The sequence below is a fragment of the Clostridium sp. AF36-4 genome (genome assembly GCF_003435975.1).
In the GTDB taxonomy this organism is placed as follows: Bacteria; Bacillota; Clostridia; order Lachnospirales; family Lachnospiraceae; genus Eubacterium_F.
In genome coordinates, this window is sequence record NZ_QTVH01000024.1 from 1 (window position 1) to 19392 (window position 19392).

The following is a 19392-nucleotide window of genomic DNA, read 5'->3' on the forward strand; positions in this document are numbered from 1 at the left end:
TGAAAGTTGTTTATAACTGCATATGGAAAATGACGCACTTGTGTATAAAACTGTGGAAACTCAAGTACAAATGTACGCTTGTTTTTTTGAAAATTCAGGCGTATAATAATACGGTATGAATAACAGACATAGTATTTAGCTACGCTCTGAAATGGAGGTTATGATGAAAGTATTAGTTATTAACTGCGGAAGTTCTTCACTGAAATATCAGTTGATTGACTCCGTGACAGAGGTTGCATTGGCAGTGGGCCTTTGCGAAAGAATTGGAATTGACGGACGTTTGAACCATACGCCAAATGGTGGAGAAAAAGTTGTGATTGAGCAGGCTATGCCGGACCACGAAGTAGCAATCCGCATGGTATTGGATGCTTTGACGAATGAAAATTATGGTGTCATCAAAAACTTAGATGAAATTGACGCCATTGGTCATCGTTTGGTACATGGTGGTGAGAAATTTACAAAATCCGTTATTATAGATGACGAAGTAATTGCCGGTGTTGAAGAATGCAGTCCTTTGGCACCATTACATAATCCGGCAAACTTAATCGGTGTCCGCGCTTGTCAGGCAATTATGCCGGGCGTGCCAAACATCGGTGTATTTGATACTGCCTTTCATCAGACTATGGAACCGGTTGCTTATATGTACGGTCTTCCATATGAGTATTATGAAAAATATAAAGTACGTCGTTACGGCTTCCACGGAACAAGCCACAGCTTTGTTTCCAAACGTGCGATTCAGATGTTGAACCTGGACCCGGATAATTCTAAAATTATTGTCTGCCACCTTGGCAACGGCTCCAGTATTTCCGCTGTAAAGAACGGAAAAGTTGTAGATACCAGTATGGGTATGACACCAATGGAAGGTCTTGTTATGGGAACCCGTTGCGGTGATATGGACCCGACTATCGTTGAGTATCTTGCACACAGCCTGAATAAATCCTTAGAGGAAGTTATGGTTATCTTAAATAAAAAATCCGGTGTGCTCGGTATTTCCGGCGTATCCAGTGATTTCCGTGATTTGGACAAGGCTTCTAACGAAGGAAATGAAAGAGCAAAACTTGCCGTTGAAGTATTCAGTTACCGCACAGCAAAATATATTGGTTCTTATATCGCAGCCATGAATGGTGTAGATGCTATCGTATTTACTGCAGGTCTTGGCGAGAATAACATCGTTGTACGTGAGCAGGTTTTGAATCACTTTGGTTATATGGGAATCACATTGGATAAAGAAGCAAACCAGATTCGCGGTGAGGAGAAGATTATTTCCACACCGGATTCTAAGGTTACCGTTGCTGTCATTCCGACAAATGAGGAATTGGCAATTGCTCATGAAACGGTTGCTCTTTTGAAATAAGTTTTTTGCAAAATATAATTGGAAAATTCGACTATTTTTTCTAAAAAACTGTTGACAAGACTAAGTCAAGCAAGTATAATGGAAAAAGTGTTTGAGTAATTCAGAGGAGGTGTAATCGACATGAGTATCTGTCCTAAGAATAAATCTTCGAAAGCGAGAAGAGATAAGCGTAGAGCAAACTGGAAGATGACTGCTCCAACTTTGGTAAAATGCAGTAAATGTGGCGCTTTGATGGTACCACATCGTGTTTGCAAAAATTGCGGAAGCTACAATAAAAAAGAGATTATCTCTACTACAGCAGAATAATTGTGACGGCCTAGCCGCCGTGTACAGATAAAATAAAGACGAGAGGAGAAACCGATTGGTTTCTTATCTCGTCTTTATTTTTGTATATATTTTTTCTATCTTGTCAACCCTAACTCAAAAAGCAAAGGAGACGATTTTTTTGAGTTACCAGATTTTAATGGACAGCTGCGGCGATTTATCGGAAGGAATGAGAAATAATGAGCATCTGCGGATGATTCCTCTGCAAATCCAAGTGGGGCAGAAAGAGTGGCCGGACGATGGACATATCAATAAACAGGAGTTGTTTGATGAAATTTTAGAGACGGATGTGCTGCCAAAATCGGCGTGTCCGGCACCGGATGCTTATTTGCAGAGGTTCGATAAAAATGCAGACCGTATTTATGTGATAACGGTTTCTTCAGCTCTTTCCGGTTCTTATAACAGCGCGAGCCTGGCGAGAAAACTTTGGCGGGAGGAGAACAAAGGAAAAAAAGGGCAGAAAATTTATATTATTGACAGCAAAAGTGCATCCGCGGGGCAGACATTACTGGCAGGAGCATTGATGCGTTGGGAAAATAAAGGGTATTCCGAAGATGAAATTCGTAAGCGGATCAAGAAACTTCGCAGGGATATGATGACGAAATTTGTGCTAAATGATTTGACGATGTTAGAGCGAAGCGGAAGATTAAATGGTCTTCAGGCAAAGCTTGCGGACGCTTTTCATATCTGTCCGATTTTGGCATCGACCGATGAAGGAACCATTTGCCAGACCGGTCAGGCGAGAGGTATGAAACGTGCGTTGTCTGCGATGGTGCGTGCAATTGGAAATGAAAATAAAGAAAAAAAGATTTCGCATATTGTAATTTCACACTGTGGGCAGGAGGCAGGAGCATATGAAGTAAAGAAAAAATTAAATAAGATACTCCCGGATTGTCAGATTCACATTGTTGAGACGGGAGGGATTGCAAGTGTTTATGCAGGAATTGGCGGTATTATTCTGGCATATGCATAAATCCATTAATGAGGCGGCAGACGGAATCAGTTGCTAGTTCCGTATTTTCTTCCCATGGTATAAAAACTTTCTTGTCTTTTCGGGTGAGCGAAAAAACAGGAGAATCCCAGTCGGTGCCAGCCGGTAGCGGAAGAAATCTGCCGTCTTTTTTGATGTAGCAGTTAGCGGCAGTTGCTTTCTGACGGTAGGCAGGTTCGACAAAACAGCCAACGCTTTTATGTACCGCCATATCTTCCTTTGGCAGATAATAATAATTTTTATAGTCGGCAAAAAAGTGGTACAGCGTACCTTCCCAAAGCGGCACCTCGATAGAAAGGGATTTCCTTTCAAAAGAAAAGGAGATATCACCTTTTTGAAAGGAAAGATTTGCCGGCACTTTTTTCTCTAAGGTGTCGGTAAATAGAACGCTGTGTTCCGTTGTCTGTACACTCGGGCATATCGGTTTATACGTTGTGTAGGCAAGGAGAAGTGCACATACAATGGTACCAATCAAATCATCTTCATTATGAAAGAGCAGTCTGTTCTTTTTTTCTAAGGATTCCGGATTATGAAAAAATTTCTCATGCATAAATTCCGTGTAAAGTGTGATACATTCTTTTCCGCTTAAAAGTTCATGTCTGGTAAAACCGGCAAGACGCTCCATTGTAATCAATTTTTGATTGGGAACCGGGAAATATTTTTTGATGTGTTTGACTGCCCGGTAAAGGTCAAGTGTCTGCTTTCCGGCAAACGGAGACGGCATATGATTTGTGCGGTATTTCTTTTCCAAATAAGGGATGTCAAAGGTTGCACCATTATAATGCGCAATCCATTCGTACTTTTCTGAAAACTCAGAAAATGCCTGCAAAAGACGTACTTCACTCACATAATCGTCGGCAAACCACTGGTTTAGAACCCACTTATTATTTTCAAAGGTAATTGTGCCAATCAGATAAAGAGACGAAACAGCAGCAGAAAGTCCGGTAGTTTCAATATCAAAAAAGCAGATGTTTTCTGCCGGAGCCGGTAAGATAGACGCTGCATTGTTTAGTTGTTCTTCATAGGAAGTAAGTAACTTTGCTGTGTGTTCCATGGTTAATCCCTTCTTGTTTTTTTGCTGTAGTTCGTAAAAATCTGAACTTATCATAGCAAGAAATGAAAGGATTTGCAATGTTTGTAAAGCTGCTTGATAAATATTAGCGGATGAAAAGAGGCGGCTATAGTATGACTTAGCCCAATTACCAAGTTTTATACAATTAGTTTATGCCATATGTTTGCTATCAATTCCTTTGGATTCCAGTAATTCCGTAGAAAAACTTTGTGACGAGTGGGTTTTGAGTACGTCGGTATGTGGCACTGGTAGTTTCAGTGCCCATCCCGCTACGCACTCAACAAACGGGAGTGCCCACGAGACGCAAAGCTTTTCTACGGAATTACGGAAAACAAAAAAGTGACACAAACAACATCCTGCAATGTTTGCGAATTACCACCGTATGTGGTATACTGTATTTATTTGAAATTTGATGGAAAAGGATGGAGAATGATATGGAGGCACAGAGAGAAAAACGTCCATTAAAACATCTTCAGGGATTAAAAGGACGAGTTCAAAATAGTTTGAGCGGCTTTTTGAGAGCTTGCATTGTGGCGGTTTTGGTTGCGTTTCAGTTCGCAATTCTGATTGTACTGCCATTTTTACTGCGCCAGTATGCTTCATTATTTTATTTAGTAATGGAGTTGTTTGGTGTGTTCACCATTCTGGCACTTACGAATGACAGCCGCAGCATGTCCTATAAATATGGATGGCTGTGCATTACAATTTTACTTCCGGTATCCGGAAATATTATGTTTGCTCTTTGGGGAAAAGTAGGCAAAAAAAACAAATTAAATCGTCGTATAAAATCGACGATTCAAAGTGTAGACAGACACTTAGAATGGCATCCCGAAGTGTCTGATGAATTTCGGAAAAAACATCCGGTTTCATCCCGTATGTCGCGTTATATGGAAGCTAATGGTGCACCGATTTCAAAAAATAATGAGGCAAGATATTATGATATGGGAGAAAATGCGTTTGAAGATTTGTTTGCTGATTTGGAGCGGGCAAAAAAATATGTTTTTATTGAATTTTTTATTGTGGCTGAAGGCGCAATTTGGGATAAGATGCATGATATTTTGAAACGTAAAATTGAAGAAGGAGTTGAAGTTAAATTTCTATATGACGATTTTGGGGCACTGCTTCGCACAAGTACGGATTTTGCACAGAAACTGCGGGCAGAAGGCTTTGAAGTAGAAGTATTTAATCCGATTCATAAGTATACCAGTAAGTTGTTTATGAACTTCCGTGACCACCAGAAAATTCTTGTCATTGATGGTGAGGTGGCATATACGGGCGGTTTTAATATTGCGGATGAATATGCAAATTTAGTAGACCGTTTTGGCATATGGAAAGATGAAGGAGTACGGTTAAAAGGTGATGTTGTCTGGAGTATGGTAGTTACTTTTCTCGAACTGTGGGCAGTCTGCTCTAAAAATGAGGCGATTGATTATGAGCGGTACCGGGCAGAAAAAACATCGATTCAGTCGGATATGTACTGCCATGTACTGCGTGACGGTCCGGCATTAGATACCCGCTCTTTTGTCGGCAGCATGTATAAACAGATGATACATTATGCCGGTGAAAAAATGTATGTAATGACACCGTATCTGATTTTGGAAGAAGCGATGATTGAGACGCTTTTGGAAGCCGTGCGCCGTGGTGTGGATGTGCGGATTATCACGCCTCATATTCCGGATAAAAAACATATTAAATACATGACAGAATATAACTATGGGATCCTTTTGAAAAATGGAATTCGTATTTACGAATATGAGCCGGGATTCATTCATTCCAAAGTAGTTATGAATGAACATTGTGCGATTGTCGGAACCATCAATATGGATTACCGGAGCTTTTACTTACATTATGAGAATGGTGTCTGGATTTATGATGAAGAATTCAGGCAGGCGGTGGAAAACGATTTTATAAATACATTTGCGCAAAGTATTGAGATTACCTATGAGGACTGGAAAAACAGACCATTAAAGATGAAAATTATTCAGCCGATTTTACATGTGTTTGACGCACTTGTATAATGCATCCGGCATAAGGGAGGAACTATGATAGCATTTGTGAAAGGGATTTTGGACTCCGTGAGTGAGGACAAAATTGTTGTGGAAAATCAGAATATCGGATTTGAAATTTTAGTGCCGGGTTCGGTTGTTTCTGAATTGCCGCAGGTAGGAAATACAGTTAAGATTTATACCTATACATATGTGCGCGAAGATGCGTTGCAGCTCTATGGTTTTTTGACGAAAGACAGTATGGACATGTTTAAACTGCTGATTACAGTAAATGGTATTGGTCCGAAGGCGGCACTTGGTATTTTGACTGCCATGGACACCGATGCGCTCCGTCTTGCGATTCTTTCGGATGATGCAAAAACGATTGCGAAAGCACCGGGAATCGGACCAAAAACTGCGAGCAAACTGATTCTTGAGTTAAAGGATAAATGTCATTTGGAAGATGTCTTTGGCGGCGTGGAAGAATCTTTTGCTACAGAAAATGTATCGGCCGGAGCAGATGCGAAGAAAGATGCGATTGAGGCGCTGGTTGCCCTTGGTTATTCCGCATCAGAGGCTGCCGGTGCGGTACGCAAACTTCAAGTTACGGAAGAAATGTCTGTGGAAGATATTTTGAAATTGAGCTTAAAAAATCTGTAAAGGAATGAGAGTAAGTAATGGAAAAGCGAGTGATTTCTACTGACCTGATGGAAGAAGATTATAAAATTGAAAATAGTCTTCGGCCAAAATTTTTGAAAGACTATATTGGTCAGAGTAAAGCAAAAGAAAATTTAAAGATTTATATTGAGGCGGCGAAGCAGAGAAACGAATCGCTTGACCATGTACTGTTATATGGGCCGCCGGGATTAGGGAAAACCACATTGGCAGGAATTATTGCGAATGAGATGGATGTAAATTTAAAGATTACATCGGGACCTGCAATTGAAAAACCGGGTGAAATGGCATCCATTTTAAATAATCTCTCGGATGGTGATTTACTGTTTGTGGATGAGATTCACAGACTTAACAGACAGGTGGAGGAAGTGCTCTATCCGGCGATGGAAGATTATGTCATTGATATTGTGATTGGAAAGGGAGCCTCGGCGAGAAGTATCCGTCTGGATTTGCCGAAGTTTACACTTGTGGGTGCAACAACGCGCGCCGGTATGCTGACAGCACCGCTTCGTGACCGTTTTGGAGTAGTCCATCGTTTGGAGTTTTATACGGTAGATGAATTAACCGAAATCGTTCTTCGTTCAGCGCAGGTTTTCCATGTGGCGATTGATAGGGAGGGAGCCAGAGAAATTGCAAGACGTTCACGCGGAACGCCACGTTTAGCTAACCGCCTGTTAAAGAGGGTGCGCGATTTTGCCGAAGTAAAATACGACGGAAACATTACACTTTCGGTGGCAAATTTTGCATTGGATTTGCTGGAAGTGGATAAATATGGACTGGATAACACCGATCGGAGCCTTTTACTGGCGCTGATTGAGACATTTCATGGAGGACCGGTTGGACTGGATACGTTAGCTGCATGCATTGGTGAGGACAGTGGGACGATTGAAGATGTCTATGAACCGTTTTTGATTCAGAATGGGTTTTTAGCAAGGACGCCTAGAGGACGTATTGTGACAGAAAAAACATATCATCATTTGGGGTTGTCATTTGACGAATAATGTTTTTTTATGTATAATTATTAGGAAATTGAGCAGGTGAGGTGCATAGATGAAAAAGAAAAATGATGTAGAAGTTTTAATTGATGGCAGAAAATATACACTTTGTGGATTTGAAAGCCCGGAATACATTCAGAAAATTGCCTCTTACATTAATCGTAAATTGGCAGAATTTCATAAACAGGAGGGATATGCAAGACTGGATTTGGATTTGCGTAATACCCTGCTTGCGATTAATATTGCCGACGATTATTACAAAGAGAAGAAAAAGGCAAGCGAATACCGCACCGAGACTCAGTTAAAAGACAAAATGGTGTTAGACATGAAGCACGAGATTATTGAGTTACAGGATACCATTAAGAAACTTGAAAAAGAACGCAATGAGTTTCGTGATTCAGTTGAAAAATTAGAGAAAAAACAGGTTGAATTAGAAACTAGATTGAAACAAAAAAGATAGAAAAAGGACTGCTGAAAATGCAGTCCTTCTTTACAAGATAGAGGGAGAAAGGAATCGAATGAGTAATGTAGAAATTCTTGCACCGGCAGGCTCACTGGATGGCTTATATGCTTCATTTCAAATGGGGGCAGATGCGGTCTATGTGGGAACCAGCCGCTTTGGTGCCCGTGCTTTTGCTAAAAATCCGAGTGTCGATGAACTGAAAGAGGCACTTGTGTATGCGCATATGCACGATAAAAAAATATATCTGACGGTCAACACGCTGCTCTCGGACAGGGAGCTGGAAAATGATTTGTTCCCATTGATTGCTCCGTTGTATGAGGCGGGACTTGATGCCTGTATCGTACAGGATTTAGGCGTGTTGTCTTTTTTACATGAAAATTTTCCACAGATGGATTTGCACGCCAGCACGCAGATGACGATTTTATCCGGAGATGAAGCAGAGTTATACAGAAACTATGGTGTTACAAGATTTGTTCCTGCCAGAGAATGTACCATTGAGGAAATTCGTGCGATGAGAGCACAGACCGATTTGGAAATAGAAGTGTTTGTGCATGGTGCGCTCTGCTATTGTTATTCCGGGCAGTGCTTGATGAGTGAGGAAATTGGAGACCGCAGCGGAAACCGGGGAATGTGTGCGCAGCCGTGCAGACTTCCATTTACGAGTGCATATGGAAACGGACATTTATTCAGCACAAAAGATATGTGTACGCTTATGCATATTCCCGAACTTGTGGATGCCGGAATCGATTCTTTTAAAATTGAAGGGCGCATGAAAAAGAAGGAGTACAGTGCGTATTTGTCCTCGCTATACCGCCATTATGTCGATGTTTATGAGAGTGAGGGGAAGGAAACTTTTCAGGCATTGGTTCAGAATAAAGAAAGCAGGCTGTGGAAAGATATCAGGCGGAGTAAAGACATTTATAACCGCGGCGGATTTTGTGCCGGATACCTTTTTGAGACAGATAAGAAAAATATTATGTATCCGAAAAAAAACGGGCATTTTGGTACGTGTGTTGGTACTGTTTTGAAAGCGTCCAAAGGACAGGCGGTATTCCGTGTAAAAGAAGCCCTGCATTATCAGGATATTTTAGAATTTCGCTTGGAAGATGATACAAAAGCATACGAGTATACGGTAAAAAATGAAGCAGCACCCGGTGATGTTGTGACGTGCAATGTAAAAAGGGGCAGTACGATATTTAAGGGACAGAAAGTTTATCGTACAAAAAATGCGGCACTGTTGTCATGGATTGATGAAAAAATCGAAACTATTGATGACAAAATTTCTTTGAAAGGGAAAATGACTGCGAAAATCGGCAAACCGATTGTTCTGAAACTGCAGGGACTTTCGCATGAAGTTACAGTGTTTGGTGAACCATTACAAAGAGCCGTGAATCGTCCTGTGACAAAAGACGAAATTGAAAAGCGCATTCGGAAAATGGGAAATACGAATTATAGACTCACGGACTTTTCCATTACTTTAGAGGAGGATTCCTTTGTGCCAATGGGAGAAATCGCCAAATTAAAACGAGAGGCATTAGCAGCTTTTGAGAGAGAGGCGGTGTCCGGACGGAGTGTGGGAGAGCAAAAACCGCATAAAAAGAAAGAACTGTTTGTCTGGCAAAATGCCTCCATTCTAAAAGTTTCTACGATGGAGCAGTTAAGGACAGCAGTTGAGACGGATGAAAACGATGTATGGATTGAACTTCCGGTAGCTTTATTTGCAAAAGAAGAGGATGAGGTAATCAAACTTCTTCAAAATCGTCCGGTAATTCTTTCATTCCCACGGATTATGAAAGCGGGAGTGGAAGAAAAGTGGAGGACATTGATAAACAGGCTGTTTGTCGGTGCGGTTGTGATTAACAGCCACCGTGCGCTGCTTGTGGCAAAAAAGAGATTTAAAGATTGCCCATGGATTGCTGCCGAAACATTTTACCATGAAAATGAGCGCGCAAAAGAAGTGCTTGCAGAATTTGGTATCTGCCAGGCAATTAAGCGTGGCTATGGGCGCAAAGAAGTAATGGTGACGAAGGGATGCTTAAAGCGGACGCTTGACAGGTGCGATGGAAAAAAAGAGAGAATTTTAGTATCCGGTGGCAAAGGGGACAAATTCTATGTGGTAAATAATTGTGATTTTTGCTACAATACGATATATACAAAAAACGGCGAGAAAAAGCCGGAATTTGATAAGCCGGCATGGCACCATTTTACATGGGAGACAGCCGATGAAATGAGAAAGGTTTTGAAAACATGGAACTTATTATAGCAGAACTTTCACGATATATAATCGTTATTTTATTTGCTCTGTATACCTTCTACAGTTACCGCGCGTTTATCGGACGGGCGGCAGGAAATAATGAGGGAGTATTCCGGGCACAGCGTGTGCTTATCGTGATGCTTCATTTGGTTTGCAGTGCAGTTATTTTAGTAGAAGAAAAAGAAATTAAATATGTGGTTTTGTGGGCACTTGAGTTATTCTTTTTTCTGTTTTTTACGAAAATCTATCAGGTGTTTTACAAGGGAATGTCAAAACTAATCTGGAATAACATGATGATTTGCATGATGATTGGATTTATTATGCTTGGCAGACTTTCCTATGACTATGCAATCAGACAGCTTGTGATGGCATCGCTTGCTTTGGGAGTGTGTCTTTTAGTGCCGTTGTTTATTGAGCGGTTTACGATTTGGGAAAAAATCGGCTGGCAGTATGCGCTTGCCGGTGTCCTGCTGTTACTTTTGGTGTTTGTAATCGGTGTGGAAAAATACGGCGCAAGAAACTGGATTTCGATTGGCGGATTTGAATTGCAGCCGTCTGAATTTGTAAAAATTATTTATGTGTTTTTCATCGCTTCTCTTTTGGCAAAGCGGACAGATTTTAAGAGTGTTGCCGTGATCAGTATTGCGGCGGCAGTACATGTGGGAATCCTTGTGTTAGAGAAGGATTTGGGTGCAGCACTGATTTATTTTGTAACATATCTTATGATGCTGTATGTGGCAACGATGAAATTGCGCTATCTTGCGGCAGGTTTTTTTGCAGGGACGGCGGCATCCGTTGTGGCGTATCAGTTATTTGCACATGTGCGTGTGCGTGTGGCGGCGTGGCAGGACCCTTGGTCGAACATGAATCAGGGCGGCTATCAGATTTGCCAGAGTTTGTTTGCAATCGGAACCGGAGGATTGTTTGGCATGGGACTTGGACAGGGCATGCCAAAGAGTGTGCCGGTTGTGGAAAGTGATTTTATTTTTTCTGCGATTGCAGAGGAAATGGGGGTCATTTTCTGTATCTTTTTGATTTTGATTTACATTAGTTCCTTTATTATGTTTGTCAATATCGCTTTAAAAATGAAAAAGAATTTTTATAAATTGTGTGCATTCGGATTGAGTGTGGTTTTGATTTTTCAGGTGTTTTTGAGTATCGGTGGAGTAACCAAATTTATTCCGTCAACCGGTGTGACGCTGCCGTTAATCAGTTACGGCGGCAGTTCCATTATAACGACGATTGTGATTTTTAGTATTATTCAGGGAATGTATGTGAGAAACCGAAGAGAGGAGGTCACGACAAATGAAGAACAAGCAGCAATTAATCGAAAATCCGGAAAAAGGCAGTAAACGCCAGAACCGGGAAATGGCGGTTGTGACCTATCTTGTGATGACAATCTTTTTTATTCTTGCCGGATATATGGTTTATTTTATCATTCATGATTCAGATCAGGTGTTAAACAATTCGGCAAATAAACGTCAGGAACTTTTAGCCAAGCGTGTGACGAAAGGTAAAATTTTATCGGACAAAGGAAAAGTGCTGGCAAAGACAGTTACGGATTCTTCAGGAAACGAAACGAGAAAGTATCCGTATGGCAGCTTGTTTGCGCATGTTGTCGGACGTTCTTCGCACGGGAAAACCGGGTTGGAGGCATCAGAAAGTTATACGATGCTGACCTCCGGACTGAATCCGTTTCTTAGTACGATTAATGAATTAAAGGGTAAAAAAAATCCGGGAAACAATGTAGTTACCACATTGAATGTCGGGCTTTCCAAAGCGGCGAGTAATGCACTTGGTTCAAAGCGTGGAGCGGTTGTTGTGATGGACCCGGAAACCGGGAAAATACTGGCGATGGTGAGTAAACCATCATACGACCCCAATCAATTGACGGACGCCAAATGGAACAAACTGACATCGGATTCTGGGGAGCAGTCGGCGCTTTATAATCGGGCAACACAAGGGTTGTACCCGCCGGGTTCTACTTTTAAATTGTATACAGCGTTTGAATTTATGAGAGAACAGGATAATTATTCAAAATTTCATTATACCTGTACCGGAAAAATTGGAACAGGAAGTGAACAGATTAAGTGCTATGGTGGTGAAGTGCACGGAAAAGTGGATTTGGAAAAGGCATTTGCCGAATCTTGTAATGCAGCATTTTGCTCCATCGGAGATGGTTTGAACCGGAATTCGTGGCGCAAGTTATGTGAATCCTTTTATTACAATAAAAGCATTCCGCTTGAAAAAATGGAGCAGAAATCGTCCCGTTTTACGATTGATAACAAGACGGCGCAGGGCGATGTAAGACAGGCGTCAATCGGACAGGGACAGACACTGGTTACGCCGCTGCAAAATATTTTACTTGTCTGTGCATCAGTCAATGGCGGTGAATTGATGCAGCCATATGTGGTTGACCGGATTGAGGATGCAAACGGAAATACGGTTTCTGAAAATACACCGAAATCACTCGGGAAGAAAATGTCAGAAAAAGAGGCAAAACAATTAAAGAAATTAATGAGGGGAACCGTAAAAGGTGGAACGGCGACGTCTTTATACTATGGAACGCCATATAAGGCAGGTGGAAAGACGGGTTCTGCGGAGTTCCAAAACGGTTCGACGGATTCTCATGCGTGGTTTGTCGGCTACGCGGAAAAAAATGGTAAAAAGCTTTGCGTCAGCGTAGTTGTAGAGGCTGCGGGAACCGGAAGTGCCTATGCTGTTCCGATTGCTAAAAAGGTGTTTGACGCTTATTGGTAGAATGGGGTATACTAAGAAAAAAACACGTGTACAGAGGAACGTGATTTCCACGCAGGAGGGATTGCAATGATAGAAGCAACAAGCTGTGGCGGAGTAGTAATTTTCCGGGGTAAGATATTATTGTTGTATAAAAATGTGAAACACAAATATGAAGGCTGGGTTCTTCCGAAAGGAACAGTTGAGCAGGGAGAAAGTTTTCCGGAGACGGCATTACGTGAAGTAAAGGAGGAGGCAAGTGCGCTGTGCCGGATTGTTGATTATGTTGACCGAAGCCACTACACATTTGAAGTGCCGGAGGGGACGGTATCCAAAGATGTTCATTGGTTTTTAATGCAGTCGGATAGTTTCTATTCAAAACCACAAAGGGAGGAATATTTTCAGGATTCGGGGTATTATAAATACCATGAGGCATATCATTTGCTGAAGTTTGCCAATGAACGCAAAATTTTGGAACATGCGTATGCTAAGTACCAATTACTCCGTAAAAATCAGATGTGGGGCAGACCAAGAAGATAGTGAAAAGGGGTGTTACTTATGCTTGATAAGGTAATGATGGAGCGAAAAGAAGTTCGCAAAGACTATGATGAGAGACTGGCACATTTAGAAATTCGTATGGGAGAACTGCAGCGGCAGTGCCGGAGTATGGGGATTCCGATTGTTATTGTGTTTGAGGGGTTTTCTGCGTCCGGAAAAGGAACAATGATTGGACGGATGATTCGTCCTCTTGACCCAAGAGGTTTTCAGGTTTTTACGATGGAAAAGGAAACGAAAGAGGATAAAAGGCATCCATATTTATGGCGTTATGCGACGAAAATGCCGGCAAAAGGAAGAATTCATATTTTTGATCACAGCTGGTATCAGGGGTTCCCGGATATTTTACAGGCGGACGAAATCTGTCGGTACGAAAAGCAGTTTACCGACGATGGAGTTGTTTTGATTAAGTTTTTTCTTGCTATTACAAAAAAGGAGCAGAAAAAACGGTTAAACCATTTGGCAGGCAGTGAGGACACGAGCTGGCGTGTCAAAGAAAAAGACTGGAAAAATAATGAGAATTATGACAAATATTTCTCACAATTTGATACTATGCTGGTACAGACCGATACGGCAAATGCGCCGTGGACAATTGTCGAGGCAATGGACAAAAAATTTGCAGTAGATAAAATTTTAACGACAATTGTAAACCGGCTGGAGCAGGCGGTCGAGAAGAATCAGAAAAAAGGAAATCCGGAAACGGATTCTAAAAGTGAGGATACAGATGCATATCTGCAAAACAGTGTGTTAAAAGGTGTGGATTTGACGCTTTCTTTGACGCCTGAGGAATATAAGAAAAAGAAAAAAGATTTGCAAAAGCGGATGGAGAAACTTCACAATCAGATGTATTTGCAGCGTGTGCCTGTGGTGCTAGCATTCGAAGGCTGGGATGCCGGTGGAAAAGGCGGTGCCATTAAGCGCATTACCCAGTGTATGGATGCGCGTGGTTATGAAGTGGTGCCAATTGCTTCGCCAAATGATATTGAAAAAGCACATCATTATTTGTGGCGGTTCTGGAATCATTTTCCAAAGGACGGACACATGGCAATTTTTGACCGCACCTGGTATGGGAGAGTGTTAGTTGAGCGTGTGGAAGGTTTTGCCACGGAGGAAGAATGGAAACGTGCTTATCAGGAAATTAATGATATGGAAGCCCATTTGGTAAAATCCGGTACAATTGTTTTGAAATTCTGGATGCACATCGACAAAGATGAGCAGGAAAAACGCTTTAAGCAGCGAATGGAAACGCCGGAAAAACAGTGGAAAATTACAGATGAAGACTGGCGCAACCGTGACAAATGGGATGACTACGAAAAAGCAGTCGATGAGATGATGTTACGCACATCGACGACAGAAGCCCCATGGCATATTATTGAGGCAAATTCCAAGTTATACGCAAGGATTAAAGTCCTTGAAATTGTTGTGGAGGCATTGGAAAAGAGGTTAGAATGAATACAAATCAGAAAATCCGAAGAATCGGAGGAATTGTTGTTTTATTAATTTTATGCGGTATGCTTTTGCCTGTATTTTGTAAAAACAGCAGGGCGGCAGAGGTGACGCATTATTATGTTTATCTGGATGACGCCCGCTATGAGGTGACAAAGGACGAGTATGCGAGAATTTACGGAAGCCAGTCAGATACCGATGTGCTGGTTTCGATTTTAAGAGAAATCTTAGGAGAGCGCATGCCGGCATCCTTTTCCGTTGTGTCTGGAGAGGTAACGACAGAAAACAGCGACAGTACCTACGACAATTCGGATTTTTTGATTGAAAATGGCAGATTGATTTCTTATCGGGGAAGCGATACGACCGTAACCGTACCAAATACGGTAACGGTGGTTTCTTCGCTTGCCTTTTATAACAATTCAAAGGTGAAGAAAATTATTCTTCCGTCAAGTGTAACGACAGTTGAAAAGTATGCTTTTGCCAAATGTTCATCGCTTCGTGTGATTTCTTTTCCAAAAGAAACTGTTACATTGACAGACAATATCCTTTATGACTGTGGAAAAATCTTAAATTTTGCAGCACCAAAATTAAGTAAGGCGTATTCGTATGCCGAGAAAAAAGGAATTGCCGTTACGACAACAAACAAAATTAAATTTGTATCTTCCCATATTTACCTTCTTGCGGGAGATACTGACACGATTCCTTTGCTTAACTGCATTAATACAGTAACGTATAAGAGTAAGAAAAAGAGTGTGGTATCTGTTACAAAAAGCGGTAAAATCCGTGCAAAAAAGAAAGGCACCACGACAATTCAGGCATCTTCCAGCGGTAAAAAATATCAGTACAAAGTAACGGTATACGGAAAAGCAGTTGGAAAACGGGTAAACCAGATTATTAAATCGGTTATTAAAAAAGATATGACGAATTATCAAAAAGTACAGGCAGTACATAATTGGATGATTCGAAATGTAAAATATGATTATTACAGTCTCAAACGCGGATATGTACCGAGTGTATCCCACACAGCAAAGGGAGCACTGCTGAAAAAAGTGGCAGTGTGTGATGGTTATTCGCATGCCTTTCAGATGGTGATGCGTAAACTTAAAATTCCGTGCCGCTTTGTAACCGGTTCAAGCGGTAGCGTCGGCCATGCATGGAATATGGTGAAACTTTCCGGTAAGTGGTATCATATTGATGTGACCTTTGACGACCCGATTATCAATGGCACAAACACCAACAAAAAACCGTATTATACATACTTTTTGAAATCGAGTTCGGTGATGAAAAAAACACATCATTTTAATGCATCGAAATACCCAAAATGTAACAGTAAAAAATATGACTAATTTTTTGGGCTCCGTAATTTAGAAAAAAGACATTGTGACTCGTGGGTTTGAGTACGTCGGTATGTGGCACTGGTAATTTCAGTGCCCATACCGCTACGCACTCAATGAGCGGGAGCGCCCACGAGACGCAAAGTCTTTTTTCTAAATTACTGGAATCCTAATAAATTGTCATTAAATATTTGCTACAAGCAAATTATTTTAGAATCTAATTCGTTAAATAAAAAAGCACTAGAAACAACGTTTTTCGTAGTTTTTAGTGCTTTTTAGTGAGTGCGGATGGCGGGACTTGAACCCGCACGATGTCACCACCGCAAGATTTTGAGTCTTGTGCGTCTGCCAATTCCGCCACATCCGCTCACAACGATATTTACTATACCATCCTTTTTTTAATGTGTCAATACTTTTTTTAGAAAAAAAGTTAGTAAGTTCGATTATGTTTGTGAACTGGGGGAAATGTTTGATGACAATTTATTTGGGATTCCAGTAATTCCGTAGAATAGCTTTGTGACTCGTGGGTACAAACACGTGGGTATGAGGCTTGCGTGTTTTGCAAGACCATACCCTTACGCGTTTGTTAAACGAGAGTGCCCACGAGACGCAAAGCTATTCTACGAAATTACGGAACCCAAACAATTCCCACAAACTTTTCTTTTTATATTGTGTTTCAACACATTTACGTGTAAAATATAATTTATCATGAATTAAGTTATATTAGAAGGGAGAACTTATGAGAAAACGTAAGTTAAAAAAAGGATTAGCATGGATTTTAGCATGTGCATTATTTATGGGGATGACCCCGGTGAATACGCAGGCGAAGGAACAAAAAAACAGAGAAATTGTATTATTTAATGCAAATGTGACTTCAGGTGGAAGTGTGACCGGAGGGGCAGCTACGATAGAGCCTACGGCTGAACCAAAAGAAATTGTTACGGTAACACCATTTTCCGGCTTGTGGAAGTATTATGGACAGAAGCGTACCTTTATCAGAGATGTGCATTACGCAGTATCCGATGAAAAGGATTTGCCGGATGGAGTTACACTTACGATTTCATCGGAAACTGCCGGAAAACAGCAGTTTGTGTTAAAGGATGAAAGGAGCAGTGATGAGAAACAGAAAATTTCTTATCAGCTGGCAAAAAATGCTCCGGCTTATGAAATTCGTGCTTATCATACGAATGCGGTGGCAAAGACGGAAAAAGGTACAATTAATATTGCAGACAGGACAGGATTGACAGACGATAAGGTTGAGATAGAAGCACCGGCAGGCTATCGAATCAGCAGTCAGGCTTCAGTGGATGCAAATTGGGCAGATACGATGTCTGTGACGTTGACAGAAGGAAAAAATGAGATTGCTTATTATTTAGCATCGAAACAGGCAGATGCGACAAAGAATGCGATTGATACGACAAAGAAAACGATTACAATTGTAGCTGATTTTACAGCACCACAGATTACATCGGTTTCCGGTTTTGACAGTGATACCGATACGACTTCTTCCGGATTGATTACCGGAAATGAACCGGGTAAATTTTATTATGTGGTACTGCCAAAGGCATTAGGCGAAGAGGCAGAGAAAGAAAGCGGTGGCATGACAACAAAATTTATATTGTCGCGTGTGACTTCTCATTATGGGATTGTTGGTTATGGAAGAGTAGATGGTGCAAAAGCTTCTAATTTTTCGTTTAATGGCCTTGCAGCGGAAACGGAATATGTAATTTATTCTTTTATGACAGATGATGCAGGAAATGAATCAGCAGTGGCAAAAAGTGCGGTCTTTACTACTGACAAAATGGCAATTGCCGGAAGTGTGGAAATAACCGGAACACCGGCAATTGATGAGACGCTTACCGCAAAACCATCACTGGATTCAGTGGATCCGGGCGAATTGTCTTATCAGTGGTACCGTGTGAAAAAAACAGAGGATGCAGAGAGTTTTGAGTCCGTGTTAGATGAGACAGGCGGAGCCGAAGAAGACGATTTGGAAGCGGAAGACGATGATGACGAAGAAGATGACAGCGATGACGATGGCACGTATGAGTTGGATGCCATCCATAAATTTGCGGCAAATGTAAAAGAAGATGATGATGTCACGACCATTGACGGAGCGGCAGCAATTAAAGGAGCAACCGGGCTTACCTACAAAGTGACAAAAGAAGATATCGGATATCGTTTAATTTGCCAGGTGAAAGCAAAGAAATATTCCGGTTATCTGGCAGGACAGACAACGACCTATGTGCCAAAACTAATTCCGGAGATTCCGAAAGTGACACTTGGAAGTTTTGTATATTCAAACAAGAAAAAACTTTCTTCAATTCGTCTGCCGAAGAGATTTAGCTGGGTAGATAGTACGATTGTGCCGGTTTATGGAAATTCCGGTTATCGTGCGAAATATGTGCCGGAAAATGCAGCAATGTACCGTACGGTGATTATCCGCGTGAAAGTTCCGGTTAAGAAAAAAGCTCTGACAAAGAAAATGATTCGTTTGAAAAAGAAATATGCTTATGAAGGTAAGGCAATCAAAGGAAACGAAACGGTTAAGGATGGAAAAGAGGTGCTTGATTCCGGAAAAGATTACAAGGCATCTTATCAGAATAATAAAAATTTAGGAAAAGCAACAATTACGATTAAGGGAATCGGTAATTACAAGGGAACAAAAAAAGTTTCTTATACCATTGTGAAACGTTCGGTTCGCTCGGTAACTTGTCATTATAAAAAGACAAAGAGTTATACCGGAAGATGGGTGAAACCAAATGTGACGTTGAAGGTGGGGAAAGTAAAATTAGAGAAAAATAGAGACTATACATTGGTGTACCGGAATAATCTTCAAATCGGAAAAGCATCGGTTGTTATACAGGGCATGGGCAATTTTACCGGAAAGAAAACCATTTCCTTTAAAATTGTGCCGCAGACACCGAAAATTCAGAAATTGAAGAAAAACAAGAAATCGTTTGCGATTACTTATTCGAGTGGGAAAATGGTACATGGGTACCAGATGGAAGTTTCGACGGCATCTTCCTTCGCTGCGAAAAAAACACAGAAATATATATTGAACGGAAACCGTTTTGAAGCGTGCGGTCTGAAAAAAGGAACGTATTATATCCGTGTGAAAGCATATTACAGCAAAAAAGGAAAACGCTATGAGAGTGGTTACACAAGCAAACGGAAAATAAAAATCAAAAAATAAAGAGGTCAAAAA

The 19392-nt window shown here is 41.1% G+C and carries 15 protein-coding genes and 1 tRNA gene; 14 read left to right on the forward strand and 2 right to left on the reverse strand.

What is annotated here, in order from left to right; genetic code table 11:
- Window positions 1–163: 163 nt before the first annotated feature.
- The 3 genes from DW005_RS11075 to DW005_RS11085 all read left to right on the forward strand — a co-directional run bounded on the left by DW005_RS11075 (window position 164) and on the right by DW005_RS11085 (window position 2651).
- Window positions 164–1354: an acetate kinase gene (locus DW005_RS11075; RefSeq protein ID WP_117479433.1), complete on the forward strand. Its 1191-nt coding sequence runs from the start codon at window positions 164–166 to the stop codon at window positions 1352–1354.
- 120 nt (window positions 1355–1474) lie between these two features.
- Window positions 1475–1660 (forward strand): 50S ribosomal protein L32, encoded by a 186-nt coding sequence (gene rpmF, locus DW005_RS11080; protein ID WP_022375935.1) that lies wholly within the window; start codon window positions 1475–1477, stop codon window positions 1658–1660.
- Window positions 1661–1799: 139 nt separating this feature from the next.
- On the forward strand, window positions 1800–2651 hold the full coding sequence (locus tag DW005_RS11085; RefSeq protein WP_147324439.1) for a DegV family protein: 852 nt from the start codon (window positions 1800–1802) through the stop codon (window positions 2649–2651).
- Here the strand turns inward: DW005_RS11085 and DW005_RS11090 are convergent.
- Complete coding sequence (locus tag DW005_RS11090) at window positions 2632–3723, reverse strand: ribonuclease H-like domain-containing protein (protein WP_181975037.1); 1092 nt, start codon at window positions 3721–3723, stop codon at window positions 2632–2634. The two genes, DW005_RS11085 and DW005_RS11090, sit on opposite strands and share 20 nt — an antisense overlap.
- A gap of 452 nt (window positions 3724–4175) precedes the next feature.
- Here DW005_RS11090 and cls point away from each other — a divergent pair, with 452 nt between their 5' ends.
- From cls to DW005_RS11140, 10 genes are all read left to right on the forward strand, one after another.
- Window positions 4176–5759 carry a cardiolipin synthase gene (cls, locus tag DW005_RS11095; protein WP_181975038.1) on the forward strand — a complete coding sequence of 528 codons (1584 nt, stop codon included), beginning with the start codon at window positions 4176–4178 and terminating at the stop codon, window positions 5757–5759.
- 24 nt (window positions 5760–5783) lie between these two features.
- Window positions 5784–6386: a Holliday junction branch migration protein RuvA gene (gene ruvA, locus DW005_RS11100; protein ID WP_117479441.1), complete on the forward strand. Its 603-nt coding sequence runs from the start codon at window positions 5784–5786 to the stop codon at window positions 6384–6386.
- Window positions 6387–6403: 17 nt separating this feature from the next.
- Complete coding sequence (gene ruvB / locus DW005_RS11105) at window positions 6404–7402, forward strand: Holliday junction branch migration DNA helicase RuvB (RefSeq protein WP_117479444.1); 999 nt, start codon at window positions 6404–6406, stop codon at window positions 7400–7402.
- Window positions 7403–7451: 49 nt separating this feature from the next.
- A complete protein-coding gene (locus DW005_RS11110; protein WP_117479446.1) occupies window positions 7452–7856 on the forward strand; it encodes a cell division protein ZapA in 405 nt (134 codons plus the stop codon).
- A gap of 58 nt (window positions 7857–7914) precedes the next feature.
- Entirely contained in the window at window positions 7915–10122 is a 2208-nt protein-coding gene (locus tag DW005_RS11115) for a U32 family peptidase (protein ID WP_117479448.1), read from the forward strand.
- Complete coding sequence (locus tag DW005_RS11120) at window positions 10107–11465, forward strand: FtsW/RodA/SpoVE family cell cycle protein (RefSeq protein ID WP_117479450.1); 1359 nt, start codon at window positions 10107–10109, stop codon at window positions 11463–11465. The genes DW005_RS11115 and DW005_RS11120 overlap by 16 nt, the downstream gene beginning before the upstream one ends.
- Complete coding sequence (locus DW005_RS11125) at window positions 11419–12873, forward strand: penicillin-binding transpeptidase domain-containing protein (protein ID WP_117479452.1); 1455 nt, start codon at window positions 11419–11421, stop codon at window positions 12871–12873. Before DW005_RS11120 ends, DW005_RS11125 begins: the two co-directional genes overlap by 47 nt.
- 66 nt (window positions 12874–12939) lie before the next feature.
- Entirely contained in the window at window positions 12940–13389 is a 450-nt protein-coding gene (locus DW005_RS11130) for an NUDIX domain-containing protein (RefSeq protein WP_117479454.1), read from the forward strand.
- A gap of 18 nt (window positions 13390–13407) precedes the next feature.
- Complete coding sequence (locus tag DW005_RS11135) at window positions 13408–14856, forward strand: phosphate--AMP phosphotransferase (protein WP_117479456.1); 1449 nt, start codon at window positions 13408–13410, stop codon at window positions 14854–14856.
- A complete protein-coding gene (locus tag DW005_RS11140; RefSeq protein WP_117479458.1) occupies window positions 14853–16196 on the forward strand; it encodes a transglutaminase domain-containing protein in 1344 nt (447 codons plus the stop codon). Before DW005_RS11135 ends, DW005_RS11140 begins: the two co-directional genes overlap by 4 nt.
- Window positions 16197–16467: 271 nt before the next feature.
- Here the strand turns inward: DW005_RS11140 and DW005_RS11145 are convergent.
- A tRNA-Leu gene (locus tag DW005_RS11145) sits at window positions 16468–16551 on the reverse strand.
- 372 nt (window positions 16552–16923) lie between these two features.
- Here DW005_RS11145 and DW005_RS11150 point away from each other — a divergent pair.
- Window positions 16924–19380 carry a hypothetical protein gene (locus tag DW005_RS11150; protein WP_117479460.1) on the forward strand — a complete coding sequence of 819 codons (2457 nt, stop codon included), beginning with the start codon at window positions 16924–16926 and terminating at the stop codon, window positions 19378–19380.
- The last annotated feature ends 12 nt before the right edge of the window (window positions 19381–19392 follow it).